Annotated in this window: 21 protein-coding genes and 1 pseudogene; 12 read left to right on the top strand and 10 right to left on the bottom strand. The window is 58.3% G+C overall.

Annotation, left to right across the window (positions count from 1 at the left end; all coding sequences use genetic code 11):
* The first annotated feature begins 4 nt into the window (after positions 1 to 4).
* Together LCM21_RS02235 and LCM21_RS02240 are read left to right on the top strand one after the other, a co-directional pair.
* Positions 5 to 2,467: a penicillin acylase family protein gene (locus tag LCM21_RS02235; RefSeq protein WP_224889132.1), complete on the top strand. Its 2,463-nt coding sequence runs from the start codon at positions 5 to 7 to the stop codon at positions 2,465 to 2,467.
* A 111-nt stretch (positions 2,468 to 2,578) separates the two neighbouring features.
* Positions 2,579 to 2,974 (top strand): nuclear transport factor 2 family protein, encoded by a 396-nt coding sequence (locus tag LCM21_RS02240; protein WP_224889133.1) that lies wholly within the window; start codon positions 2,579 to 2,581, stop codon positions 2,972 to 2,974.
* A gap of 3 nt (positions 2,975 to 2,977) precedes the next feature.
* On the opposite strand, the gene hflX is transcribed toward LCM21_RS02240, so the two are convergent.
* From hflX to trkA, 4 genes are all read right to left on the bottom strand, one after another.
* Positions 2,978 to 4,249 (bottom strand): GTPase HflX, encoded by a 1,272-nt coding sequence (hflX, locus tag LCM21_RS02245; protein ID WP_224889134.1) that lies wholly within the window; start codon positions 4,247 to 4,249, stop codon positions 2,978 to 2,980.
* Complete coding sequence (gene hfq / locus LCM21_RS02250) at positions 4,249 to 4,488, bottom strand: RNA chaperone Hfq (RefSeq protein ID WP_010440340.1); 240 nt, start codon at positions 4,486 to 4,488, stop codon at positions 4,249 to 4,251. The genes hflX and hfq overlap by 1 nt, the downstream gene beginning before the upstream one ends.
* 125 nt (positions 4,489 to 4,613) lie before the next feature.
* Positions 4,614 to 6,152: a TrkH family potassium uptake protein gene (locus tag LCM21_RS02255; RefSeq protein ID WP_224889135.1), complete on the bottom strand. Its 1,539-nt coding sequence runs from the start codon at positions 6,150 to 6,152 to the stop codon at positions 4,614 to 4,616.
* Positions 6,152 to 7,528 (bottom strand): Trk system potassium transporter TrkA, encoded by a 1,377-nt coding sequence (trkA, locus tag LCM21_RS02260; protein WP_224889136.1) that lies wholly within the window; start codon positions 7,526 to 7,528, stop codon positions 6,152 to 6,154. The genes LCM21_RS02255 and trkA overlap by 1 nt, the downstream gene beginning before the upstream one ends.
* Positions 7,529 to 7,624: 96 nt before the next feature.
* Here trkA and LCM21_RS02265 point away from each other — a divergent pair, with 96 nt between their 5' ends.
* A complete protein-coding gene (locus LCM21_RS02265; RefSeq protein ID WP_224889137.1) occupies positions 7,625 to 8,104 on the top strand; it encodes a hypothetical protein in 480 nt (159 codons plus the stop codon).
* A gap of 12 nt (positions 8,105 to 8,116) precedes the next feature.
* On the opposite strand, the gene ntrX is transcribed toward LCM21_RS02265, so the two are convergent.
* The 5 genes from ntrX to dusB form a co-directional block, all read right to left on the bottom strand.
* Positions 8,117 to 9,526 carry a nitrogen assimilation response regulator NtrX gene (gene ntrX, locus LCM21_RS02270; RefSeq protein ID WP_224889138.1) on the bottom strand — a complete coding sequence of 470 codons (1,410 nt, stop codon included), beginning with the start codon at positions 9,524 to 9,526 and terminating at the stop codon, positions 8,117 to 8,119.
* A complete protein-coding gene (locus tag LCM21_RS02275; protein ID WP_224889139.1) occupies positions 9,523 to 11,811 on the bottom strand; it encodes a sensor histidine kinase NtrY-like in 2,289 nt (762 codons plus the stop codon). The genes ntrX and LCM21_RS02275 overlap by 4 nt, the downstream gene beginning before the upstream one ends.
* 99 nt (positions 11,812 to 11,910) lie before the next feature.
* Positions 11,911 to 13,278, bottom strand: coding sequence for a response regulator (locus LCM21_RS02280; protein ID WP_068331589.1), 1,368 nt, complete (start codon positions 13,276 to 13,278; stop codon positions 11,911 to 11,913).
* Between the two features lie 12 nt (positions 13,279 to 13,290).
* Positions 13,291 to 14,385, bottom strand: coding sequence for a two-component system sensor histidine kinase NtrB (locus tag LCM21_RS02285; protein ID WP_224889140.1), 1,095 nt, complete (start codon positions 14,383 to 14,385; stop codon positions 13,291 to 13,293).
* Positions 14,382 to 15,365, bottom strand: a complete 984-nt coding sequence (dusB, locus tag LCM21_RS02290; RefSeq protein WP_224889141.1) for a tRNA dihydrouridine synthase DusB — start codon at positions 15,363 to 15,365, stop codon at positions 14,382 to 14,384. The genes LCM21_RS02285 and dusB overlap by 4 nt, the downstream gene beginning before the upstream one ends.
* A 185-nt stretch (positions 15,366 to 15,550) precedes the next feature.
* Here dusB and LCM21_RS02295 point away from each other — a divergent pair, with 185 nt between their 5' ends.
* The 6 genes and pseudogenes from LCM21_RS02295 (at position 15,551) to LCM21_RS02320 (ending at position 20,532) form a co-directional block, all read left to right on the top strand.
* A complete protein-coding gene (locus LCM21_RS02295) occupies positions 15,551 to 16,681 on the top strand; it encodes a bifunctional 2-C-methyl-D-erythritol 4-phosphate cytidylyltransferase/2-C-methyl-D-erythritol 2,4-cyclodiphosphate synthase (RefSeq protein WP_224889142.1) in 1,131 nt (376 codons plus the stop codon).
* Positions 16,678 to 17,175: a phosphatidylglycerophosphatase A family protein gene (locus tag LCM21_RS02300; protein WP_224889143.1), complete on the top strand. Its 498-nt coding sequence runs from the start codon at positions 16,678 to 16,680 to the stop codon at positions 17,173 to 17,175. Before LCM21_RS02295 ends, LCM21_RS02300 begins: the two co-directional genes overlap by 4 nt.
* Complete coding sequence (locus LCM21_RS02305; RefSeq protein WP_224889144.1) at positions 17,172 to 17,654, top strand: CinA family protein; 483 nt, start codon at positions 17,172 to 17,174, stop codon at positions 17,652 to 17,654. The genes LCM21_RS02300 and LCM21_RS02305 overlap by 4 nt, the downstream gene beginning before the upstream one ends.
* Positions 17,655 to 17,780: 126 nt before the next feature.
* Positions 17,781 to 17,984: pseudogene (locus LCM21_RS02310) on the top strand (ammonia channel protein); the annotation flags it as partial.
* A 141-nt stretch (positions 17,985 to 18,125) separates the two neighbouring features.
* Entirely contained in the window at positions 18,126 to 18,806 is a 681-nt protein-coding gene (locus LCM21_RS02315; protein WP_224889145.1) for an orotate phosphoribosyltransferase, read from the top strand.
* A gap of 235 nt (positions 18,807 to 19,041) precedes the next feature.
* A complete protein-coding gene (locus tag LCM21_RS02320; RefSeq protein WP_068331600.1) occupies positions 19,042 to 20,532 on the top strand; it encodes a replicative DNA helicase in 1,491 nt (496 codons plus the stop codon).
* A gap of 1 nt (position 20,533) precedes the next feature.
* Here the strand turns inward: LCM21_RS02320 and LCM21_RS02325 are convergent, their stop codons facing one another.
* Positions 20,534 to 21,073, bottom strand: coding sequence for a GNAT family N-acetyltransferase (locus tag LCM21_RS02325; protein ID WP_224889146.1), 540 nt, complete (start codon positions 21,071 to 21,073; stop codon positions 20,534 to 20,536).
* A 235-nt stretch (positions 21,074 to 21,308) separates the two neighbouring features.
* On the opposite strand from LCM21_RS02325, the gene alr reads away from it, so the two are divergent.
* Genes alr through LCM21_RS02340 form a run of 3 tightly spaced genes read left to right on the top strand, consistent with a single transcriptional unit; the run spans position 21,309 to position 23,865 of the window.
* The gene (alr, locus tag LCM21_RS02330) at positions 21,309 to 22,343 is read left to right on the top strand and encodes an alanine racemase (protein ID WP_224889147.1); all 1,035 of its coding nucleotides are present in this window, start codon (positions 21,309 to 21,311) and stop codon (positions 22,341 to 22,343) included.
* A complete protein-coding gene (locus tag LCM21_RS02335) occupies positions 22,340 to 23,122 on the top strand; it encodes an MlaE family ABC transporter permease (protein ID WP_224889148.1) in 783 nt (260 codons plus the stop codon). Before alr ends, LCM21_RS02335 begins: the two co-directional genes overlap by 4 nt.
* Entirely contained in the window at positions 23,119 to 23,865 is a 747-nt protein-coding gene (locus tag LCM21_RS02340; protein ID WP_224889149.1) for an ABC transporter ATP-binding protein, read from the top strand. The genes LCM21_RS02335 and LCM21_RS02340 overlap by 4 nt, the downstream gene beginning before the upstream one ends.
* The last annotated feature ends 76 nt before the right edge of the window (positions 23,866 to 23,941 follow it).

The raw sequence follows: 23,941 nt of genomic DNA on the forward strand, positions 1-23,941 counted from the left end.
GTAGATGGGATTTGTGTTTCGCTGGCTCGTGCGTATTACAACAGGCCTGATCCTGCTGGCATTGGCCGCGGTGGCCCTCGTATATTTCCTCGCCAGCCAATCTCTGCCGGACTATGATAAAACGGTTAAGGTCCGAGGGCTGACATCGCCGGTTGAGATCGTTCGGGATACAGCAAATGTGCCGCATATTCTGGGTCAAACTGACCCGGATGTGTTTTTTGGACTTGGCTATGCCCACGCACAGGACCGGCTGTGGCAGATGACTGTCATGCGCCGTACAGCGCAGGGCCGCTTGTCCGAAGTGTTCGGCACGCGAACCGTCCATATCGACAAATTGCTGCGCCGACTGGACCTTTATGGCCTCGCCCATCGCTCGGTTGAGGTGCAGGACGATTACACAAAGGCCGCGCTGCGTGCCTATGCCGCCGGAGTGAACGCACGGCTGGAGGAAATCAACGAAAACGCCTTAGGTCGTGGCGCGCCCGAAATGTTTCTGTTCAATGCGGGTGTATCCCCCTGGCAACCCGGCGACAGTATCGCTGTGATCAAGCTGATGGGCCTGCAACTATCTGGCCACCTTCAGGACGAGGTGCTGCGCGCCCGCACCTCATTGATGCTGAATGATTCCGAACGTCTGGCCGATATTCTGCCCGACGTGCCCGGCGCAGGCGTTGCCGCACTGCCCGAATATGCTGCTCTGTTTCCCGGTGTGCCGCGTTATGCCCAAGGCACGCCAATGCCCGAAACACCGCTGTCGCCCTTTCCGAAACGTGGCTTGGCCGGCGCATCCAACGCCTGGACTGCTGCCCCGTCACGCTCGGCCAGTGGCGGCACCTTGCTGGCCAATGACCCGCATCTGGGCTTCACCGCGCCCGGCACCTGGTATCTGGCGCGGCTGGAACTGGCTAAGGGTGGTGTGATTGGCGCGACCATCCCTGGTGTTCCCGCCGTGATGACAGGACGCAGTGATCGGTTGGGCTGGGGTCTGACCTCGTCCTATCTGGACGATCAGGACGTGCATATTGAACGGTTGAACCCCGACAACCCCGAGGAATACCTGACCCCGGATGGTTTCAAAGAATTCCGCACCCGTCCTTCGATCATTGAGATCAAGGACGAGGCACCCATAACCCTGACCCTGCGCTGGACGGAAAACGGCCCCGTCCTGCCCGGCACCCACTACGATCTGGAGACGATCACCCCGCCCGGTCATGTCGCGTCACTTTCATGGACAGCACTCAGCCCACGCGACACGTCCATAACGGCTTCGATGGAACTTATGAATGCGGACAGTGTCAGGGATGCAATTGACGTGGCCGAGCTTTTCATTGCGCCGTCACAGAACCTGTCGCTGGTCGACAAAGACACGATCGGAATGAAACTGATCGGTGCCATGCCTAAGCGTGACCTGCGCAATCAAAGCCGAGGCCGTATTCCGACGCCCGGTTGGCTGGCTGAAAACCTTTGGCAGGGCCGCTTGCCTTATGCAGATAACCCTGAATTCGTCGCGCCGGTTGGCGGTATTCTGGGCAATACCAACAACAAGATCATCGACCGCCCCTTCCCGCAGCATGTGTCCTACGAATGGGGCGACACGCAGCGTGTGCATCGCTGGGAACGCCTGATGCAATCGCGCGAGGTCCACACCCGCGATAGCTTTATCGAAGCGCAACTGGATACCGTCAGCTTCACGGCCCGGTCATTGCTGCCGCTGATCGGTGCCGACCTGTGGTTCACCGGAGCGTCGGCCCCCGAAGGCACGCCGGAACGGCAGCGCCAGATCGCCCTTTCCCTTCTGGCTGAGTGGAATGGCGAAATGAACGAACACCTGCCCGAACCGCTGATCTATGCGGCTTGGTTGCGGGCGCTGCAAAACCGTCTGATCTCGGACGAGCTTGGCCCGCTGGCGGCAGAATACAAGCATGTGGAGCCGCTGTTTATCGAGCGGGTTTACCGCGACATCGACGGGGCGTCGGTCTGGTGCGATGTCCGCCAGAGCGCCCCGAACGAGACCTGCACCGACATGGCCAGACTGGCCTTGGACGACGCATTGATCTGGATCGGTGAAACCTATGGCACGGCGCTGGAATCCTTGCGCTGGGGTGACGCCCACCAGGCCACACATGATCACCCGGTTCTGGGGTCGGTTCCCGTGCTGCGGTTCTTCGTCAACATCCGCCAATCCACCAGCGGAGGTGACAATACTCTGCTGCGCGGTCGAACCTCGGGCGAAGGTCGGGACCCGTTCCAGAACGTTCACGGTGCAGGCTATCGCGGGGTCTATGACTTTGCCGATCCGGACAGTTCGGTCTTTGTCACGGCCACCGGTCAATCGGGTCACTTCCTGTCGCGCTATTACGATGATCAGGCGCAGCTGTGGCGGCGCGGGGAATACATCCCGATGTCGCTGGATCTGGATCTGGCACGGGCCGCTGCCGTAGGGGTCACTACCCTGATCCCGCGCTGATTTAGCCTGTTTCGGCAGGACCTTGCCCTTTTGTGCTACCCGCCGTGGACGCAGACCCGCCTTTTCGCCTACGATCTTAAAGGGTCAGTGTTTTGGACCGGGGGGGTACAGATGGCCAGTATTCGCGATAGGCTAAACAATCTCGCGCGCGACTATGCAATTGCCTGGAGTTCAGGCGACCCGAACGCGGTGGCCGAGTTCTTTGCCCCTGACGGGCAAATTTCGATCAACCGGGGCGAGCCAATTATCGGTCGTTCGGCAGTGGCTGAAATGGCGCGCGGGTTTTACACCGATTTCCCCGACCTTGAGGTCAGGTGCGATATGCTGCGCTGGGCCGGATCGCACGCGATCTTCGTCTGGACACTGGAAGGCCATCATGCCGAAACAGGCAACCATGTGGTCACGCGGGGTTGGGAAGAATGGGAGCTGACAGACACCTACAAAATCCAAACGTCGCTTGGTTGGTTCGATGCGGACGATTATCAGCGTCAAATCGACGGTGTCTGACGCCTAAAGCCCCGCAAATTGCGCTGCTTGCTTATCGGTCCAAAGAACGGTGATCTGAAACCCATCGTCCGTTTGTTTTTCAGACCGAACCACATCCTGCCGAAACAGCCAGGCGCGCTTGTTGCCTTCGGCAAAATCCAACGAAAGCACTTCCTCATGTCGCGCGCCCTGCAACTTGGCTGCAATTTCAGCCAAAAGGGGGTCAACGCCTTCACCTGTTACGGCTGAAATGGCAAATATTGCAGGGTCGCGGTCGGCCCGCTTCAATGCCGCTTCGCGTTCTTCGTCGTTCAGCAAGTCGATCTTGTTCCACACATCCAACCGCGGGCGTTCGTCATCCACACCCAATGATGTCAGGATCGCATCTACATCCTGTGCCTGCGCTTCGCTGTCTTCGTGGCTTATGTCACGGACATGAATGATGATATCGGCGCCCAAAACTTCTTCCAGCGTGGCCCGGAAAGCCGCAACCAGCTCGGTCGGCAGGTTCGATATAAACCCTACCGTGTCCGACAGTATCACCTCGGGCCCATCGGGCAGTTCGACACGGCGCATGGTTGGGTCCAGCGTCGCAAACAGCATGTCCTTGGCCATAACCTTGGCCCCGGTCAGGCGATTGAACAGCGTGGATTTCCCGGCGTTGGTATAGCCCACCAGCGCGACAATCGGGTACGGAACCTTGGCCCGCGCAGCACGATGCAGCGTTCGCGTCTTGACCACTTTCTGAAGTTGCCGGCGTAACCGCACGAGTTGTTCGTCAATGGCGCGGCGGTCGGCCTCGATCTGGGTTTCACCTGGACCACCAACAAAACCTAATCCGCCCCGCTGACGCTCAAGGTGTGTCCACGCGCGCACCAGTCGCGTTCGCTGATAGCTGAGCGCGGCCATCTCGACCTGCAACACACCCTCGCGGGTGCGGGCGCGGTCACTAAAAATCTCTAAGATCAGACCGGTACGGTCTAGAATCTTGACCTTCCAGGCCTTTTCAAGATTGCGCTGCTGCACAGGCGTCACTGGCCCGTCAATCAGAACCAATTCGATCTTGTTGTCGTGCAGACGCTCGGCCAATTCCTCAATCTTACCGCTTCCAAACAACAAACCAGGTTGGGCACGTTGCAGGCGCACGATTTCTGACCCGATCACATCCAAGTCGGGCAAAGCGGCGGCCAAAGCCACCGCCTCTTCCAGCGCTGGTCCGGGAACGCGGCGCTGTTCATCTGATTTGATTTCCGGATGCAACACCCAAGCGCGGGTGTGCATCCTGTCATGTTCCATCAAGAGGCGTCTTCGCCCTCATAAAGGCTGATCGGCTGCGACGGCATGATGGTCGAAATCGCGTGTTTGTAGACAAGCTGCGACTGACCGTCGCGGCGCAGTAACACGCAGAAATTATCGAACCAGGTGATAACACCCTGCAATTTTACACCGTTGATCAGGAATATTGTGACCGGGACCTTTGCTTTCCGTACATTGTTCAGGAACGCGTCCTGCAGATTCTGTCTGTCCGAAGCCATATTTTTATAATCTCGCCATTGTTCTTGCTACGCGCTGCGGACCAACGCGCTCCCTCCGGGTGAGTATGGAGTGTCATTAACCGAGTTTCCAGATGAAAAAACAGTCAATTCGCATATGAGGAAGATCAGTCCCGCCATAGGCTTGGGGTAATAAGCGCAATAATCGCCAGCGTTTCCAGCCGTCCAATCACCATGGCCGCACACATTGTCAGCTTGGCGCCCCCAGAGAGGTCCACCAGACGAATGGGAATATCCGTGGCCAGTTCGATCAGCGGACCCGTCGTGCTGAGCGCTGAAACGGTCAAAACCATAGCCTGTTCGAACCCAGCCCCCATCATCGCAAGTAACAGGTTGAATAGGGCCGCAGTCAACGCGAACATCATGAGAAAGATCCACGCGATAAAGGCACCATCGCTTTGGATACGCCGATTTCCGCCACCCACGCCACTGACAGATGACGGGTAGATTAGCCTGTCAATCTCGCGCGCACCATTCAAGTACAGGGCGAAGACGCGCAGCAGCTTGACCCCGCCCGCCGTGGTCGCAACGCCGCCGCCGATAAGCGCCAAGCCCATCAGGATCAGGCCCGGCGTACCCAGCCCGGACAATTGTTGGGAATCGTTCCAATTCGCACTTTCAAATCCGGCCGTGGTCAGAAACGATAGGACCGTGAACAGCATGCCCCAAAAGACGTTCACCGCGTCGATCGGGCGAATCGTACCGCCAATTTCACTCACACCCGCCAGAGCACGAAAGAACAGAAGCACCGCAATTGCTATCGCGATCATTATACCGATCCGGAATTCGGGATCCTTGTCCAAACGCGTGTAGCCAGACGCAGCGGTATCCGATGAAAACGTCAACCGGGACAGCGCAAAGAACAGAAACAGGAATATGACCGCCTCGCCCGTGATCCCGGCCTGCGCGCCTTCTAGCCCGCCGACCGGTGAAATGCCCGACGTCGCCATCGTGGACATGGCGTGACAGATTGCGGTCAGCCCCTGCTCACCCGAGACCAAAAGCAGCACCCAGATCACGGCGGTCAGGCCAGCATAGACCGGTGTCAGCGTACGCGAAACGCGGATCAGACGCCCACGCGGATCAACCTTTTCGCTTTGCGCCACGCCCGAAACCGGTCGGCCGGGCTCCCCGCGTGCTGTCACCTCGAACCCGCCCAACGACAACGGTGCCAGAATCGCGGCGGCTGAAATCCACATCAGCAAACCGCCCATCCAGCCCACCAGCGCGCGCCACAGATGCATCGGGGCGGTCAGGCGATCGGGGTCTGGGAATATGTCCGCACCTGTGGTTGTCAGCGCACTGACCATATCGAAATACGCGTTGAGAAAGGTGGTGTTTCCCAGCGCATCATGAAGGGGGATGGCCAGGAACAGTGGCAGCACGATAAAGCAGCCAAGCAACACCGCAAGCTGCCCCAGCGTCCCGCGCCGTGAAACCCGACTCATGGACGCCAGCGAAATGATCGCAACGACAAAAATGCCCAGCAGCCCCGAGTAGAAGAACGACCGCGATACATCGTGGTCATCCAGTGCCAGCGCATAGATCGCAGGAACCCACATCGAAAGTGAAAACACGCCCCAGATCAGCAGGAACAGCGGCAAGCGCCGCAATAGCCTTATCTGTTGTGTGCTCGTGCGCTCCATTAGAAGAAGTCGATTGAAACTTGCAGCAACCGTTCAACCTCGGGCACATCCTTGGCCAAGGCAAAGATCGCCACAACATCCTTTTCTTCGATCCGCAGACTGCCCGACGGGCGCAGCACCTGGTCTCCCTTTTGTACGGCTCCAACCAAAACGCCCTCGGGGAAATCAATGTCGCGCAACCTCTGCCCTGCAAGCGGCGAGGTCGACAGAACCTCGGCCTCGATAACCTCGGCCTCGGCATCGCCGACTGAATAGACCTGCCGCACGCGCCCGTGGCGAATGTGGCGCAGGATTGAGCTGACAGTCGTGGCGCGCGGGTTGATATAGGCATCGATCCCAAGCGGCCCCATCAGCGCCACCATGCTGGGGTCATTGATGAGCGCAATCGCCAAGGCGCACCCTTCAGCCTTGGCCCGGACAGCAGCCAGCATGTTCGCCCGGTCATCATCAGTCACCGCCAACATGGCGTCGGCTCGTTCGATCCCGGCCTCACGCAGCAACGCGGCGTCCAAACCGTCCCCGTTCAGAACAATCGTCCTTTCCAACGCTTCGGCAGCCAGTTCGGCGCAAAGACGGTCGCGTTCGATGATCTTGGCGCGAACCCGGCTTTCGCGTTCTTCCAATGAGCGCGCGACCTCAAGGCCCACATTGCCGCCACCAACGATCACCACGCGGTCTTGTTTCTTCTGGGTCTTGCCAAAGACTTCCATCGTGCGGTCCACGTCCTGGACGCTGGTGAAGACATAACATTCATCACCAACAAACAGTTGATCTTCGGCTTCCGGAGCGAAAAGGCTGCCTTCACGTCGTACACCCACAACAATCGAACTGAGCGTAGAAAACAGATCCGTCAGCTGCCGTAGCGGTGTATTCACGATCGGACAGTCGTCGTCGATCCGAATGCCCAACAACTGCGCCTTTCCGTCCATGAACATTTCGGTATCGAAGGCCGAGGGGGCCGATAGGCGACGCATGGCGGCGGCGGCGACCTCACGTTCCGGGCTGATGACCACATCAATGGGCAGGTGATCCCGGCGAAAAAGGTCCGAATGGATCGCCGCAAGATAGGATTTCGACCGCAGACGCGCGATTTTGCGTTGGATTGAGAATACAGAGTGCGCCATTTGGCAGGTGACCATGTTCACCTCGTCCGAATGGGTCGCGGCAATGATCATGTCGGCGTCGCGCGCGCCGGCACGGTCCAGCACATCGGGGTAGCTGGCAAAGCCCGCAATCCCCTGCACATCCAGTGTCTCAGTCGCGCGGCGGACCAGATCGGGGTTGTTATCCACCACTGTCACATCATTCAGTTCGCCTGACAGGTGCCGTGCAATCTGCCAACCCACCTGACCGGCGCCGCAAATAATGACCTTCATGTTCCTGGCCTTTCTGCCTGAATTGCTTGAATGACAGATGCCCCCAGAGCGGTCAATTCATTTGTCATCGGGGTGAAGCTGCGGCAAGATAAGTGCATGAAAACAGTGCTTCGTTTGCTACTTACTGTTGTAATCCTGTCGTCTTGCAGTCCGCTTTCGCTATATTACCGCGAAGGCGAGACCGTGTCTCGCATGCAGGCCGAGACCCAAAAATGCCAGGTCGATGCGCTGCAGGATGTGCCGGTGGCAAACCAGGTAAGGCAAAGCCCGCCCACCTATTGGCCCGGTCGCACGTATTGTGATGGCAGAGGTCGCTGTTACCGCTCGCCCGGTTGGTGGCAGCCCGGTCAAGTCTACACGGTCGACGTAAACAAGACGCTACGCAATCAGGTCGAGGCGCAATGCATGGCCCAGAAAGGGTATCGTCCGGTTAGCCTTCCACCCTGCAAGCAAGGCGTAAAGTCACAGGTGCCAAGAACGCGCACCACAACGCTGCCACCGCTGAGCACGCAGTCGTGCTTTGTAAAAATCGAGGGCGGTTCGTTCCAGATCATTACGCCTGGTCAGGCAGGATAACGTCCCGGCGAATTACTCCGCCGGTTCCGGTTCATCCAGCTGCGCCACCCGCGCGCCCGATTTGTTCGATGTCACAACGCCCAGCGATTTCAGCTTGCGGTGCAATGCGCTGCGTTCCATCCCGACAAAGCTGGCGGTGCGGCTTATGTTGCCACCGAAACGGTTGATCTGAGTTAACAGATATTCCCGCTCGAACGCCTCGCGTGCCTCGCGCAATGGCAAGGTCGCCAAAGCGCCCGACAGGACAACACGCCCTGAATCGTCGGTCTTTTCCTCTTCGGTCGGCAATTCCTTGGCCTCGATCGGACCAGACCCTTCGCCAAGGATAAGGACACGCTCGATCAAGTTCTTGAGCTGCCGGACATTGCCGGGCCACGTCATCGTCTGCAACAGCGCGACCGCTTCCTCTGAGATTTCGCGTATCGCCAGACCCTGAGATTCGTTGCACATCTCAATGAAATGCTGGGCCAAAACCGGAATATCCTCGCGGCGTTCTTCCAATGACGGCACCGCAATCGGTACCACGTTCAGCCGATGATACAGCTCTTCTCGGAAGCGGTCAGCGGCAATTTCCGCCTCAAGATCACGATTGGTCGACGAGATAACCCGCAGATCAACGCGCACCTTGTCTGATCCACCAACGCGCTGGAATTGCTGGTCGACAAGCACGCGCAAAATCTTGGACTGCGTGCCCTTTGGCATATCGGCTACTTCGTCGAAATACACCACGCCACCATGCGCCTCTTCCAGCAGGCCGGACTCAATGCCGCGCTCAGGCGTTTCACGACCGAACAAAACCTCTTCGACCCGTTCAGGTTCGATCCCGGCGCAGTTCACAGTCACAAAGGGAGCATTGGCGCGGTTGGAATGCGCATGGATATACCGTGCTGCGATCTCTTTGCCTGATCCGGCCGGACCACTCAGCATTACCCGGCCATTTGATTTGGTCACTTTGTCCAACTGGCTCTGCATCGCACGGAACGCAGCAGACTTACCGATCATATCCGAGTTCGTGACCTCTTTGCGTTTCAGCGATGCATTCTCGCGGCGCAGGCGAGAGGTCTCCATCGCGCGGCGGATCACCACCATCAACTGGTCAATATTAAAGGGCTTTTCGATAAAATCATACGCACCCTGTTTAATCGCCGCCACGGCGATCTCGATGTTTCCGTGGCCTGAAATAATCACCACCGGCACATCCGGGTTGTCGCGCTTTACCGCCTTGAGTATGTCGATACCGTCCATGCGGCTGTCTTTCAGCCAGATATCCAGAATCAACAGCCCCGGCGGTTCGGAGTTGATCTCGGCCATGCACTCATCCGAGTTGCCTGCCAGCCGGGTTGAATAGCCTTCGTCCTCCAGAATGTCGGACACCAGCTCGCGAATATCGCGTTCGTCATCTACGATCAGAATGTCACTCATCTTTGGCCTGCTTTCAGTTTGTTAGTATGAATTGCCTGCTTTTGTGGCGCTGTCGTCGGAGAGAAATTGCCCCCCGGTAATCGGATCACGGCCATCGCACCGAAATGGTCCTGTCCGTCAAATTTGGGGGCGTCTTCCAGCGTCAGCGCCCCGCCGTGTTCTTCGATAATCTTTTTGACGATGGGCAGGCCCAAGCCTGTCCCTTCGTCCCGTGTGGTCACATAAGGCTCGAACAAACGCGCGCGGTCTTCGGGTAGTCCGATGCCGTTGTCAGCAATCGTAATCACCGTGCCCGCATCATCTCGGGTCACGTCCACCTTGATCTGAGGTTTCAGATCTGCCGGCGGTCCCTTTTGTTTGAGCGTTTCAATCGCCTCACCTGCGTTCTTGATAAGATTTGTCAACGCCTGAGACAGCATCGTTGCATCCACATCCGCAAGGATTTGCTGATCCGGCAGCGTGGCATCAATTTGTACGTCCGGTTGTCCGGCTTGCTGCAGCAACACGGCCTCACGCACCAGTCCAACCACGTCTTCTTCGCGCCGATCCGGTTGCGGCATGCGCGCAAATTTCGAGAACTCGTCGACAATGCGTCGCAGATCGTTGGTTTGCCGCACGATCACGCTGGTCATGGATTCGAGGCTCTCACAATCCTCTTCATCCAGTTTGCGCGAGAATTTGCGTTTGATGCGTTCAGCGCTCAGCTGAATCGGGGTCAGAGGGTTTTTGATCTCGTGCGCGATCCGCCGCGCAACATCGCCCCACGCGGCCATTCGCTGCGCACTGACAAGATCGGTCACGTCATCGAAGGCCACCACGTAACCCTCAAGCCTGCCATCTTCACCCCGGCGGGTCGCCATGCGGACAAGCAGGTTTTCCAGTTGCCCCTTACGGGTTACCTTAACCTCACCCTGAACCGCCTCTTGTCCGCTTTCTTTGAGGCTTTCAAACAGCGGCAGAAACTCCGGAACCGCGATCCCGATCGAGAGTTTTTCATCCAAGCGCGTCCAGTCCAGCAACCGTTCCGCAGAGCGGTTTACAAAAGTCACGCATCCATCCGGATCAACACCCACCACGCCAGACGTCACCGAGCTAAGAACAGAATCAAACAGCCGCCGACGGCGTTCGATCTGGCGGGTATTTTCAAGCAATGTGTCGCGCTGCCCTTTAAGTTGCCGGGTCATCTGGTTGAAATACCGGCCCAACATCGCGATCTCATCATCGCTGGCCTCTTCGATGACCTGCACACTCAGGTCCCCGGCCCCAACGCGCTGTGCAGCAGTCGTCAATCGACCCACGGGGCGTGAAAGACGTTCCGCAAACCACATGCCCAACGACATAGCTGCCAGGATAAGGATCACAGCAAAGCCAAGGTAAAGCAGGCCAAACTCAAAAAGCACCCTGCCCCGCTCGTTTTCAAGCTGTTGGTAGAACTGCGCCGTTTCCTTAGTGTCATCCAGCAGCGTCAACAACTGGCCGTCGACCTCGCGGCTGACATACAGATATCGGTCAAGATAAGCCCGCAACGGAACCAGCGCGCGGAACTCATTGTTTTCCCAGTCAGCGATGATCAAAACACCATTGTCCGAGGATTCAACAAATTGTTCCGGCGTGGGCGCTTCGTAATCGAACAGATAAGACCGATCCCCGCGTGAGCGGATTTCGCCGCTGCCATCAATGACATAGGCCTCGCGCAGGCCGCGCTGGATTTGCGCCTGACCCTGTGCCAAAACCTCACGCAGTTCGGCGTCGGAAATGTAGAAGTCCAGATTTCTGGCGTTGTCGAGATACCGCGCCAACACCGCAGCGTCCTGCGTTAGCCCTTGCCGATGTTCTAGTTCATAGGCTTCGGCTGCGGTAAGGGACGAACCTACCACCTGCCGTACACGGTCCGAAAACCAGCCTTCCAGACCGATATTCACCGTTAATCCTGCAAAGATCGCGACAGTGACCGTTGGCACCAGTGCCAGCAGCGTAAAAGCGCCGATCAGCCTCAGATGTAGCCTGGAGCCAGCCGATTTCTCGCGGCGTGCTGCGATCAGACTGAAAACCTGACCGAGAACCAACGCAGCGACGACCAGCACATAGACAAGGTCAGCCAGCAGGATCAGGCGCAATGTCGGCGCGGTTGCTCCGAGGTCAAATGGACCGATGACAAGATACGTGGCCAACGCCAGCGCCGGCCCCAGAAGAACCAACCCCAAGGTGCCGAAATTGCGCAGTTTTCGGGATTTTCGCCACCGATTGATCGCTGGAATAGGCCCGCTCTGTGCCCGGGTTGCCACCGTCTGCCCTCATTCTGATGTGCCGCTTGCGCGACGAACCGCCATATGTCGTGGTCCTTGCCGGATGCTGACCCGGATGCCACGCCTTGTGTGGCGATATTACATCAGTTTACGGCGTCGTGTCACCTGAATATCGAGGTCCGTAATTTTTTTGCGCAGCGTATTCCGGTTAATCCCCAAGAGATCGGCACATTTCGCCTGATTCCCGCCGGTTGCGTCCAGTGCCAGCTCGATAAGCGGGGCTTCGACCTCGCGCAGGATGCGCTGATACAGACCCGGAGGTGGCAAAATATTGCCGTGCAGGTCGAAATAGCGACGCAAGTGCCGCGCCACCGAAGCCGACAGTTTTTCGCGCGCACCATCGCCCAAAACAGGTTCCGCTTCGGGCTGCGTGCCCAACACCATCTCTACCTCGGCCTTTGTGATCTCGTCGGCTCGGCTGGTCAGGCTGAGGCGGCGAATGGCGTTTTCAAGCTGCCGCACATTGCCCGGCCACGAATAGCGGCGGACCAATTCTACCGCCTCGGGGCTCAGCCAGCGCTTGGCACCATGCTCACGTTCCTCCCGCGCTAAAAAGTGCTCGGCCAGCAATGGGATGTCGTCAACACGCTCGCGCAGGGCCGGCACATGAACGGTTGCGCCGCAAAGACGGTAGTAAAGGTCCTGGCGCACCCGGCCGCTCTCCATCGCTTCGGTCAGGTCCGACTGGCTGGTGGCCATAAAGCGCGGTACATGGTCGCCGGGTGTATCCATCATCCGAACGATCCGGGCCTGAAGCTCGTCTTCAATATCTGCGATTTCATCGATCAGCAACGTGCCGCCACGCACTCGGGCCATCACCCGTGCTGGCCCTTCCAGGTCTCGCAAATCCGAGGCTGTCACCGTCGCAAAAGGTAAAGTACGCCGATCCGAAAAATCATGAATAGCTCGTGCGATCAAAGACTTACCAGTTCCACTTTCACCGGAAATCATCACCGACAAATCCGTGTTCATGACCCGCGCCACCAACCGGTACAGCGCTTGCATGACAGGCGTTCGCCCAATCAGCGGCAGCTCCTCGGGGCGGTCCTCGGAGGGTTCCGCCACGTCCGTCTGCACCCGCTGTTTCTGCTCCAACGCCCTTGCAGTGCGTTTCATCAGATCAGGAAGGTCAAATGGTTTGGGCAGATAGTCGTATGCGTCCGCCTCGGCGGCCTGGATCGCGGTCATAATCGTGTTCTGAGCGGATATGACAATGACCGGCAGGCCCGGGCGATCCTCGGCGATCTTGGGCAGCATCTCCAAACCATTTCCATCTGGCATGACCACGTCCGAGATCACCACATCTCCCTTACCCTCACCAACCCAGCGCATCAGCGTGGTCAGTGATGAGGTCGCGTGAACTTTGCACCCCGCCCGGGTCAGGGCCTGCGTCAGAACGGTGCGGATCGTGCGGTCGTCATCTGCGACCAGTACAGTGCCATCCATCAGGTGCTCTCCTTACTCTGCGCTCTCTTGCGCTATGATTTCGCTTGCCTCTTTCGGTGCCCGCCTCAATGAGATGCGAAACACCGTGCGACCCGGCACCGACTCGGCTGAAATCCAGCCGTCGTGGTCCGATATGATCTTGCTCACCAGCGCCAGGCCAAGGCCGGTGCCATTTTCCTTGCCCGATACGAAAGGGTCGAAAATATCGCCGCGGATCTTCTCGGGCAAACCGGGCCCGTCATCTATGATCTCTATCTGCAAGGGCAGCATATGCCCCGAACCATCGCTGCGACGAAGCCGAAAGGAATGCTCGTAATAAGTACGCAACCTTATGGTTCCGCCTTTGGGATCAGCAGCTTCTGAAGCGTTCTTGAGAAGATTAAGAACCACCTGCAAAAACTGATCCGGATCGCCGTAGGCTAACGGTAGCGAAGGGTCATAATCCTCGATAATCCGCATATGCGCCCCGAACCCAAGCAAGGCCGAGCGGCGCGCGCGATCCAGGACATCATGTATGTTCACCGGCTTGAAATCAGGCTGCGACAGGTTTCCGAACTGCTCGACCTGCTCCAAAAGCTTAACGATACGGCGGCTTTCAGCCACGATTAGGTCTGTAAGTTCCATATCTTGCGTAGAGATATTCATGCTCAGCAACTGCGCTGCACCCGTGATGCCGGCCAGAGGGTTCTTGATCTCGTGCGCCAACATTTCGGCCATGCCAATCGCCGACTGTGCGGCCGACTTGACCGTGTTGCCCCGCGTCATGCGCCCGGCCAGTTCGCGCGGGGTGATGATCATGATCATTGACCCCTGATGCCCGATCAGCGGCGCGATTTGTAACGCACATTGCAGCGGCGCACGGTTACCTGACCCTACATCCACGTCATTTACAAAAAGCGGCGTGCCCTGCTTGCGCGCACGTTCAAAGGCTTCCTCAAGCGGAGCGTCCACGGCGATCTGATCCCAGACGGGATGCCCAAGCACCGATTTCTGCGAGGCATTCAGAAACCCCTCACCCGCCGAATTCACATCGGTGATCCGATCCTCGACGTCGATGATGAATGCCGGAACAGGAAGTGACGCCCAAATGCTTTGGTCTGAGTTCACGCAGCCGCCTCCGCATCCGCGCTGAGCGCATCGCCCAGCAGGCGCGTCACCTCGTCTGTATCGCGCGAGGTCAGAATGGCGCGGCGCAACGGCGCAGGTGTTCCGGCCTCATCCATGTACCAAGCCAGATGTTTGCGGGCGACGCGCAGGCCAAGCTCCGGCCCGTAAAACTCCAACATGGTCTGATAATGCGTGCACACCATGTTGACCAAACTGTCACCCGTGGGAATTTCCGGAGCGTCTGTACCGTAGAGGTCATGACATACCTGCGCCAAAAGCCACGGTTTGCCCTGCGCGCCCCGGCCGATCATCACGCCGTCTGCACCGGATTGGCCCAGCGCGGTGCGCGCGGTGGCCGAGTCCACGATATCTCCGTTCGCGATGACGGGGATCGAGACAGCCTCTTTCACCGCGCGAATAGCCTGCCAATCGGCGTTGCCTTTGTAGAACTGGCATCGGGTACGGCCATGGATTGTAACCATGCAGATGCCTGCATCCTGCGCGCGCCGCGCGATTTCAGGCGCGTTCAACAGGGCATCATCCCAGCCCAGCCGCGTTTTCAACGTAACCGGCAGATCGACCGCCCCAACCACAGCTTCGATCAATGTCAGAGCGTGATCGGGCGTTTTCATCAGGGCCGAGCCGGAATACCCGCTTGTGACCTTCTTGGCCGGGCAACCCATGTTGATATCTATGACGCGCGCTCCGCGGTCAGCCACCTGACGCGCGGCCTCGGCCATCCAGTACGCCTCACGCCCCGCCAGCTGAACGGCGGTGTTTTCTACATCCGCTGACAGTTCGGCCCGTTCCCGAACACCGGGTTTAGATTGAACCATTTCCTGGCTGGCGACCATCTCACTCACGACCATGCCCGCGCCAAAACGCATGACCAGATCACGAAAGGGCCGGTCCGTGATTCCGGCCATCGGCGCCAGCATGACCGGCGGGTTCAGGGCTTTGTCAGCAAGTTGAACGTTCAAGGTGCTTAATCCTTAGGCAGTTGTAGGTTTGATATAGAATTGAGCGCATATGAACAACAAATCGACCCCCGGCAAGCCCGCAAAATCATCACTTGCCTATTTTTTAGGCAGATTGACGCGGGTGATTGCCTCTGCATTCACCACAGCCTAAACATCACCCTCGAACCAACCGGAGATCGCGCCCCATGACAACCGCCGCCATCATCGTCGCCGCAGGACGCGGGCAACGTGCCGGCGGGGGAATTCCTAAACAGTGGCGTGCTCTTGCAGGTCGTCGCGTTGCGGATTGGACTATCGACCGGTTTCGCGGCCAAGTGGACCATATTGTGCTTGTGTTATCTGAAGAGGATCAGAAAGCCTGGGCGGAATTCGAAGGCTCTGACCTGATCCTAGCCAAAGGGGGCCATGATCGCGCGGGGTCTGTCCGCAGCGGTCTTTCAGCGCTCAGGTCCCTGGCGGTGCAACGAGTTTTGATCCACGACGTTGCGCGGCCTTGTGTTCAAAAGCAGACTATTCAGCAAGTTTTGACAGCACTCGACACCTATCCAGCCGCGGCCCCAGGATTGGCGGTCACGGATGCGCTCTGGACAGGCGATGGTGTCCTTGTGACCGGCATGCAGGACCGAACCGGCCTGTTTGCCGCGCAGACACCGCAGGGGTTTCACTATGACGCAATCTTCGCAGCACACGCGGCCCACCCCGGAGGCGCCGCAGATGATGTCGAAGTGGCCCGAGCCGCAGGGCTGGATACGGCCATCGTGCCCGGTGACGCGGATAACATCAAAATCACACGCCCCGAGGACTTTATCCGGGTGGAACGTATATTGGGAAAAGCTATGGATGTAAGGCTGGGCAACGGGTACGACGTGCATCGGTTTGGCGACGGGGATCACGTCATCCTGTGCGGTATAAAGATGCCGCATGACCGTGGCCTGCAAGGCCATTCCGACGCGGACGTCGGCATGCACGCGGTTACCGATGCAATCTACGGCGCGCTGGCGCAGGGCGATATTGGCCAGCACTTCCCGCCTTCGGACCCGCAATGGAAAGGCGCCGCCAGCAAGATCTTCCTGCGTCACGCGGTCGAACTGGCCAGGAAGATGGGCTATCAGATTTCGAATGTCGATTGCACGCTGGTTTGCGAATACCCCAAGATTGGCCCCCATGCGCCCTCCATGAGGGACGAGATGGCCCGGATCATGGGGCTGCGCGCCGATCAGGTCTCGGTCAAGGCAACAACGTCCGAGCGTCTGGGTTTCACCGGGCGGAGCGAAGGGATTGCCGCGCTGGCCACCGCATGTCTGGTGAAATCATGACCGCCGCGCGCCTGCTCGGAACCGTCTGCGGCGTCGGATACCTGCGCCCAGCACCGGGGACATGGGGATCGCTGGCCGCCCTGCCCTTGGTTTGGGTCCTGCACGCGTTGGGCGGGTTCCCGTTGCTGGCAATCGCAACGGTCGCCGTTTTTTTCGGCGGTCTCTGGGCCACGCGCGTCATGACTACGGGGGCAGAAGATCACGATCCTTCTGAAATCGTCATAGACGAAGTGGCCGGACAGTTTATTGCGCTTTGGGCTATTTCCTACCCGTCCTGGGCGCACGGGATCGAGATTACAGCGCTCTGGCCCGGCTGGGTCGCCGGCTTCCTGCTGTTCCGCCTGTTCGACATCACCAAACCGGGCCCAGTGGGCTGGGCCGACCGGCGCAATGACGCGATGGGGGTCATGTTGGATGATGTGATTGCAGGCATTCTTGCCGGGATCGGTGTTCTGATCCTTGCTGGCATATCACACGGAGTACTGGGCCTATGACCGTTGCCGAGCTTCTCGACCAAGCCAAAGCACAAGGCGTGATGATCTGCACCGCGGAAAGCTGCACGGGCGGTATGGTCGCGGTGGCCTTGACCGATATTCCCGGAAGCTCGGCAGTGGTCGAGCGTGGGTTCGTGACCTACACCAACTTGGCCAAGCAGCAGATGCTTGGCGTTCAAGCCGAAACGCTGGCCGATCATGGCGCGGTCTCGGAACAGGTCGCAGGGGAAATGGCTGAGGGCGCATTAAATCATTCCGACGCACAGCTTGCAGTCTCGGTTACAGGTATCGCGGGTCCGGGTGGTTCGGAATTCAAGCCCGAGGGCCGGGTTTGCTTTGGGCTGGCCGCCAAGGAAAGACCCACCCACACGGAAACAGTGGAATTCGGGGCACAAGGACGCAACAACGTTCGCTGCGCCGCACGGGACCACGCGCTGTATTTGCTGTCGCAGGGTCTCGTGACGCTCGCACAAAAATAAGGCACACGCTCCTTCAGTGGTCCCATGTGGATCGTAATGGCAAGCGCCCCGGTCCTATTCATAGAACTGACGGGCCTGACCTTGATTTATGGTGGGCTTGTCCGCGCCCGCAACGTGCTCAACGTATTCATGATTGCCGCCTTTGGTCTGGGGTCGTGGACGGCCCAACTGGGAGGGCTGGTGATCATAGGTGCCTTCACGGCAGTTGTCACTTTTGTGTTGATCAAGGTGGTTGCGTTTGTCACCCCGCTTCGCGTAGACGCCGAGACCGAGACAAACGGTCTGGATCTGTCGGTACACGGCGAACGGGCCTATGACATGAGCAGCTAAGCCCACCTTGGCAAGCTCTGCCCACACGGGCGCTAAGCGGACCTGTTCAGGGTCCGCTTTTCTTTTGCGCGTAATCCTCTCGACTCTGGGACGGTGCTCGGGCTATTTGCCCGCAACGTCATTCCGTACCGAGGTTGCACTATGATCCCCAGTTCCTTTCCCGATAGCACCGAAATCGCCCGACTGACCGCGCGGATGCTGCTGGAGATCAAGGCCGTCCACTTCAATGCGCGCGAACCGTTCACTCTGGCCAGTGGATTGCCAAGCCCGACCTATATCGACTGCCGCAAGCTGATCTCATACCCGCGCATCCGTGCGACCCTGATGGATTTCCTGACTGTCACCGTGATGCGGGACGCGGGTTTTGAAGCGTTCGACAACATCGCTGGCGGTGAAACAGCGGGCATCCCCTTTGCCGCGCTGGTGGCCGAGCGGATGGCCCTGCCGATGACATATGTTCGTAAAAAGCCTAAAGGTTACGGACGCAACGCCCGTATCGAAGGTGCGATGACCGAAGGTGAGCGTGTCTTGTTGGTTGAGGACCTGACAACCGATGGCGGTTCAAAACTGTCCTTTGTCGACGCCATCCGCGAAACGGGCGCGACCTGCGGACATACTGCAGTGATCTTCTACTACGGCATCTTTCCCGAAACCGAGAAAACGCTCGGCGATCACGGCGTTCAATTGCATCATCTGTGTACGTGGTGGGATGTTCTGGCCGAAGCCAAGGCGCAGAAAGCCTTTGATCAAGAGACACTTGAGGGTGTCGAGGCCTTCCTGAGCGACCCGCGCGGCTGGCAGGAATCGCAAAAAACAACCTGAACCCTCTGTGTATAAGCTGGGGGTAAGTCAAAATAGAATCGCCCCGAGGGGGCAAGCATCTTGTGTGGCCGCTTGCCCCCTGCACAAAATGTTGCGTGACACAGCGTTTTTTGGCAGAGTTGTCCAAAGTTATCCCAAGCTGAAGCCAAGTTATACGCGACTTATCTTCAGAGATTTACAGATGGCCCTAGCAGGGTCTGATTGATTAGAACTGCCACAGGGCAGCGGGGACAAAATGAACGAGATTAGCAGTATCGAGCAGGCAGCGGCTCAGATTCAGAATGCCGAAACCATGCCGCACTCCATTGAGGCAGAGCAGCAGCTTCTGGGCGCGATCCTAACCAATAACGATCTGTATGACCGGGTGGCTTCGATCATCGGGGCCGAACATTTCTATGATCCGGTCCACGCCCGGATTTACGAGGTAGCCGCTGCGCGCATTGCCAAAAATGCGCTGGCCTCGCCCGTGACGTTGAAATCCTTCATGGCCGAGGACGAAGGGCTGAAGGAACTGGGCGGCCCGGCATATCTTGTCAAACTGGCTGGCGCGTCGATCAGCGCGTTTGCCGTGCATGACTACGCCCAGATGATCTATGACCTTGCTATCCGGCGCGAGTTGATCCGGCTGGGCCGCGATATCTCGGACAAGGCGGCGCGGGTCGAGATCAGCAGCGAACCAAAAGAGCAGATAATCGAGGCCGAGCAACAGCTTTATCAGCTTTCCGAGCAGGGCCAGACCGAACAGGGTTTCAAATCCTTCCTCAAGGCGGTCACAGAAGCCGTCAACGTCACAAACGAAGCGTATCAACGCGGTGGCGGCATGGCAGGGATTTCCACCGGTCTGGCCGACCTCGACAAACAACTGGGTGGTTTGCACCCGTCCGACCTGATCATTCTGGCGGGTCGTCCGTCGATGGGTAAAACGTCACTGGCAACCAACGTCGCGTTTAACGTTGCCAAGGCGTACAAACGCGGCATCAAACCCGATGGAAGTGAAGGCGCGATTGACGGTGGCGTAGTCGGGTTCTTTTCGCTGGAGATGAGCGCCGAGCAGCTTGCAGGCCGTGTTCTGGCCGAGGCGTCTGAGATTTCATCGCATAAAATCCGTCAGGGTGACATGACCGAGGCCGAATTCCGGCGCTTTGTCGACGCGGCCAAGGAACTGGAAGCTTGCCCGCTGTTCATTGACGACACCCCGGCCTTGCCGATTTCGCAACTTGCGGCCCGTGCGCGGCGGTTGAAGCGGACGCATGGTCTGGACCTGCTGGTGATTGACTACCTTCAACTCTGCCGCGGCATGGCCGACAACCGTGTCAACGAGATTGCCGAGATTTCGATGGGCATGAAGGCCATCGCTAAGGAACTGAACATTCCTGTTATCGCGCTTTCGCAGCTAAGCCGTCAGGTCGAAAATCGGGATGACAAACGCCCCCAACTGTCTGACCTACGGGAATCAGGCTCGATTGAACAAGACGCCGACGTCGTTATGTTCGTCTTCCGCGAGGAATATTACAAAGAGCGTGAAAAACCCGGCGACCATGAACTGGACAAGATGGAAGAGTGGAAGCAGGCCATGGAACGCCTGCACGGCAAGGCCGAAGTCATCGTCGGCAAGCAGCGGCACGGCCCCATCGGTACAGTCGAGCTGTCCTTTGAGGCTCAGTTCACGCGCTTCGGCAACCTTGTCAAACCCTGGCAGCAAGACGGCCAGATCGAGGGTTACTGATCTACCAAAGCTCAGGCTTGTTGAATGCGCTGGCGCAGCGCGATGGCCCTTTGATCGGCATGTTCGATTGCGTTAGGGATTGCCCCAACCACCCGTGCGGCATGCTCAGCGTCATGGGCGGTTGGGCATCCGTTTCGGTTATCGGCTGAAACCCTGATTTGCCGTAGTAAGCGGGATCACCGTAGGTCACAACAAAGTCCACCCCTTTCTTCCGCAGGTGCCCAAGCCCAAAGCTGATCAGTTTTTGACCAATGCCCATTTTCTGGCGATCGGTTCGCACCGCCACCGGAGACATCAGGAATACCTGTCGCGGGTCCTGATCATAGTGAAGCCGCGAAAACAAAATGCATCCACACAGCGACCTGTCATCCAAGGCCAAAACCGCCACCAAATCATCCTTGGGTGTTGAGTTCAAAAGGTCAGACGACAAAGAACTGACCGCAAGCCCCTCGGCCTCGCCTTCCGAGGCGGTAAAGACGTCGCGAAACAACGCAGGCAGTTCGTCTGACCATGCTTGGTATTCGGCGGTCAGGTTCAGCATTTTGCCTCCATTTTGCCTCCATAAAGTTGCATAAAAGTTGCATACACGGTCCTACGTATTGCCCACAGTTGATCACGTCTTGGACACAATGGCGAGATACATCAAACAGCATGACCGCCATTTTTTGCCGTGGGGCAAGTATACGGGCCAGAAGTCGCGCAGTATCAAGGATATATGTTCAGGAATTGCCGCATTCCCCCTTGACCTACCGCGATCCAATGTCATGAACAGCACCATGAGTACCGCACGACTGACGATCAACCTACATGCGCTGGCCAGCAACTGGCGCGCTCTCAATGCGAAAACGGATGTCGAAACCGGCGCCGTGGTCAAAGCCGACGCCTATGGCCTTGGGACGGGGCCGGTGTCAGCAACTTTGGCTGAAGAAGGCGTTCGTAAGTTTTTTGTCGCCGTCGCCGAAGAAGGTGCCGCCGTACGCAAGGCCATTGGTCCCGGGCCGATGGTCGCCGTGTTCTCCGGCCATATGGAGGGCGACACCGACCTGCTTCGGGATCATGATCTGACGCCGCTGATCAACTCACCGGAACAATTTGTGCGCCACCATCAGGCGATGCCCGACCACGCCTTTGGTATTCAGTTGGACAGTGGCATGAATCGCCTCGGGCTAGAGCCGACAGATTGGGCCGAACTGCGCCCCAAAGCTGAGCCTTTAAAGCCGGTGGTAGTTATGTCTCATCTGGCCTGTGCGGATGAACCCGATCACCCCATGAACCAACAGCAATTGAAAACTTTCCGCGCGATGACCGACGGCGTTACAGCCCCCCGGTCGTTAGCGGCCACCGGGGGTATTCTTTTGGGGCCGGAATTCCATTTTGACTTCTGCCGCCCTGGTGTCGGTCTTTATGGCGGTATGCCGTTCGCGGACGCCAAACCGGTTGTTACAGTCGATTTACCCGTAATTCAGGTTCGCGCAGTCGAGGTCGGAGAGACCGTTGGCTACGGCAACACCTGGGTCGCCCGTCGTCCTTCGCGCATCGCAACCGTTGCGGCAGGCTATGCGGACGGCCTGCACCGGGCAATCGGAGGTGGCATCGACACATTCGCCGGTGATCAGCCCTGCCCGGTGGTTGGCCGCATCTCGATGGACTTGATCACGGTCGATGTCACCGATCTGCCCCAAGACCCCGAGCGTCTGCGCATTCTGAACGGGCATCAAACCGTCGATGACCTGGCCGAAGCCGCAGGCACGATCGGGTATGAAATCCTCACCTCGCTTGGCGCGCGCTACTCTCGGGGCTACGTAGAATGAATCCTCTCTTTTTGCTGGGCGGGTTGGGCCGGGCGGTTCTGGCCCTTTTCGCCACTTTTGGCCGGGTGGGGCTGTTCGCGTTTCATGCGGTCTCACATATTTTCCGCCCGCCCTATTACCCGCGTGAATTTGCCGTTGCGCTGATGAATATCGGCTGGCTGTCCCTGCCAGTTGTCGGACTGACCGCTATCTTCACTGGTGGCGCGCTGGCTCTGCAAATCTATGCCGGCGGCGCGCGCTTCAATGCCGAGGCCGTGGTGCCGCAGATCGTCGCCATCGGTATGGTGCGGGAACTTGGCCCTGTCCTTGTGGGCCTGATGATCGCCGCGCGCGTCACCTCCTCCATCGCGGCCGAGATCGCCACCATGAAAGTAACCGAGCAGATCGACGCCCTAGTCACTTTGTCGACCCATCCGATGAAATACCTGACGGCCCCCCGCGTTCTGGCCGCGCTGATCACCGTTCCGCTGCTGGTCGGCATCGGTGACATCATCGGTATCGCAGGCGGCTATGTCGTTGCGACACAGAACCTTGGCTTCAACCCCGCGACCTACCTGTTGAACACCGTCAATTTCCTTGAAACGCGGGATATCGTTTCCTCGCTTGTCAAAGGGGCCGCCTTCGGTGTGATCGCAGCCGTCATGGGGTGCTACTATGGCATGAATTCGGGGCGTGGCGCGCAGGGCGTGGGCCGGGCCACCAAATCCTCGGTTGAATCCGCCGCTATCATGATTCTCGCCGCCAACTTCATTCTGACAGGGGTGTTCTTCTCGCTATGATCCGGATGGAGAATGTACAAAAAGCGTTTGGGTCCAACCAGGTTCTGCAAGGCATGAACCTTGAGATTGCCAAGGGCACATCGATGGTCATCATTGGCGGCTCGGGCACCGGAAAATCGGTGGCCCTGAAATGCATCCTTGGCCTGATTAAGCCCGACAGCGGTATGATTTATGTCGATGGCAAAGACGCAAGCACGGGCGACCGCGACGCGTTTCTGGCCCGGTTCGGCATGTTATTTCAGGGGGGTGCCCTGTTCGATTCCCTGCCCGTTTGGCAAAACGTCGCGTTTCGGTTGCTGCGCGGCCCAATGAAGCAACCCGCCGATTATGCGCGCGAAATCGCCATCGACAAGTTGCGCCGCGTTGGACTGCGTTCCAACGTGGCCGACCTCTACCCTTCGGAACTTTCGGGTGGCATGCAGAAACGCGTGGGCCTTGCCCGCGCAATCGCCGCCGAGCCCGAGATCATCTTTTTTGACGAACCCACGACGGGGTTGGACCCGATCATGTCCGGCGTCATCAACGACCTGATCCGCGAGATCGTGACCGAAATGGGCGCCACCGCGATGACCATCACCCACGACATGAGCTCGGTCCGCGCGATTGCTGACAACGTGGCGATGCTACATGACGGCGTGATCCAGTGGACCGGCCCGGTGAGCCAGATGGATTCCTCGGGCGACCCGTATCTTGAGCAGTTCATCAGCGGGAGTGCGGAAGGGCCGATTGAGGCGGTGCGGTAGCAAAAAAGCAAGAAACACAGGTATCAAATGGAAGAAAGACTACTGCAATTAATCAATAGATTTAAGGTCTCCCCAA

This window comes from Ruegeria profundi, from assembly GCF_020171505.1.
Classification (GTDB): Bacteria; Pseudomonadota; Alphaproteobacteria; order Rhodobacterales; family Rhodobacteraceae; genus Ruegeria; species Ruegeria profundi.

Bases quoted from the DNA above. Each gene is read 5' to 3' on its own strand.
- LCM21_RS02235 (WP_224889132.1), top strand. From the start codon at position 5: ATGGGATTTGTGTTTCGCTGGCTCGTGCGTATTACAACAGGCCTGATC.
- LCM21_RS02240 (WP_224889133.1), top strand. From the start codon at position 2,579: ATGGCCAGTATTCGCGATAGGCTAAACAATCTCGCGCGCGACTATGCA.
- hflX (WP_224889134.1), bottom strand. From the start codon at position 4,249: ATGGAACATGACAGGATGCACACCCGCGCTTGGGTGTTGCATCCGGAA.
- hfq (WP_010440340.1), bottom strand. From the start codon at position 4,488: ATGGCTTCGGACAGACAGAATCTGCAGGACGCGTTCCTGAACAATGTA.
- LCM21_RS02255 (WP_224889135.1), bottom strand. From the start codon at position 6,152: ATGGAGCGCACGAGCACACAACAGATAAGGCTATTGCGGCGCTTGCCG.
- trkA (WP_224889136.1), bottom strand. From the start codon at position 7,528: ATGAAGGTCATTATTTGCGGCGCCGGTCAGGTGGGTTGGCAGATTGCA.
- LCM21_RS02265 (WP_224889137.1), top strand. From the start codon at position 7,625: ATGAAAACAGTGCTTCGTTTGCTACTTACTGTTGTAATCCTGTCGTCT.
- ntrX (WP_224889138.1), bottom strand. From the start codon at position 9,526: ATGAGTGACATTCTGATCGTAGATGACGAACGCGATATTCGCGAGCTG.
- LCM21_RS02280 (WP_068331589.1), bottom strand. From the start codon at position 13,278: ATGGATGGCACTGTACTGGTCGCAGATGACGACCGCACGATCCGCACC.
- LCM21_RS02295 (WP_224889142.1), top strand. From the start codon at position 15,551: ATGACAACCGCCGCCATCATCGTCGCCGCAGGACGCGGGCAACGTGCC.
- LCM21_RS02300 (WP_224889143.1), top strand. From the start codon at position 16,678: ATGACCGCCGCGCGCCTGCTCGGAACCGTCTGCGGCGTCGGATACCTG.
- LCM21_RS02305 (WP_224889144.1), top strand. From the start codon at position 17,172: ATGACCGTTGCCGAGCTTCTCGACCAAGCCAAAGCACAAGGCGTGATG.
- LCM21_RS02315 (WP_224889145.1), top strand. From the start codon at position 18,126: ATGATCCCCAGTTCCTTTCCCGATAGCACCGAAATCGCCCGACTGACC.
- LCM21_RS02320 (WP_068331600.1), top strand. From the start codon at position 19,042: ATGAACGAGATTAGCAGTATCGAGCAGGCAGCGGCTCAGATTCAGAAT.
- LCM21_RS02325 (WP_224889146.1), bottom strand. From the start codon at position 21,073: ATGCTGAACCTGACCGCCGAATACCAAGCATGGTCAGACGAACTGCCT.
- alr (WP_224889147.1), top strand. From the start codon at position 21,309: ATGAGTACCGCACGACTGACGATCAACCTACATGCGCTGGCCAGCAAC.
- LCM21_RS02335 (WP_224889148.1), top strand. From the start codon at position 22,340: ATGAATCCTCTCTTTTTGCTGGGCGGGTTGGGCCGGGCGGTTCTGGCC.
- LCM21_RS02340 (WP_224889149.1), top strand. From the start codon at position 23,119: ATGATCCGGATGGAGAATGTACAAAAAGCGTTTGGGTCCAACCAGGTT.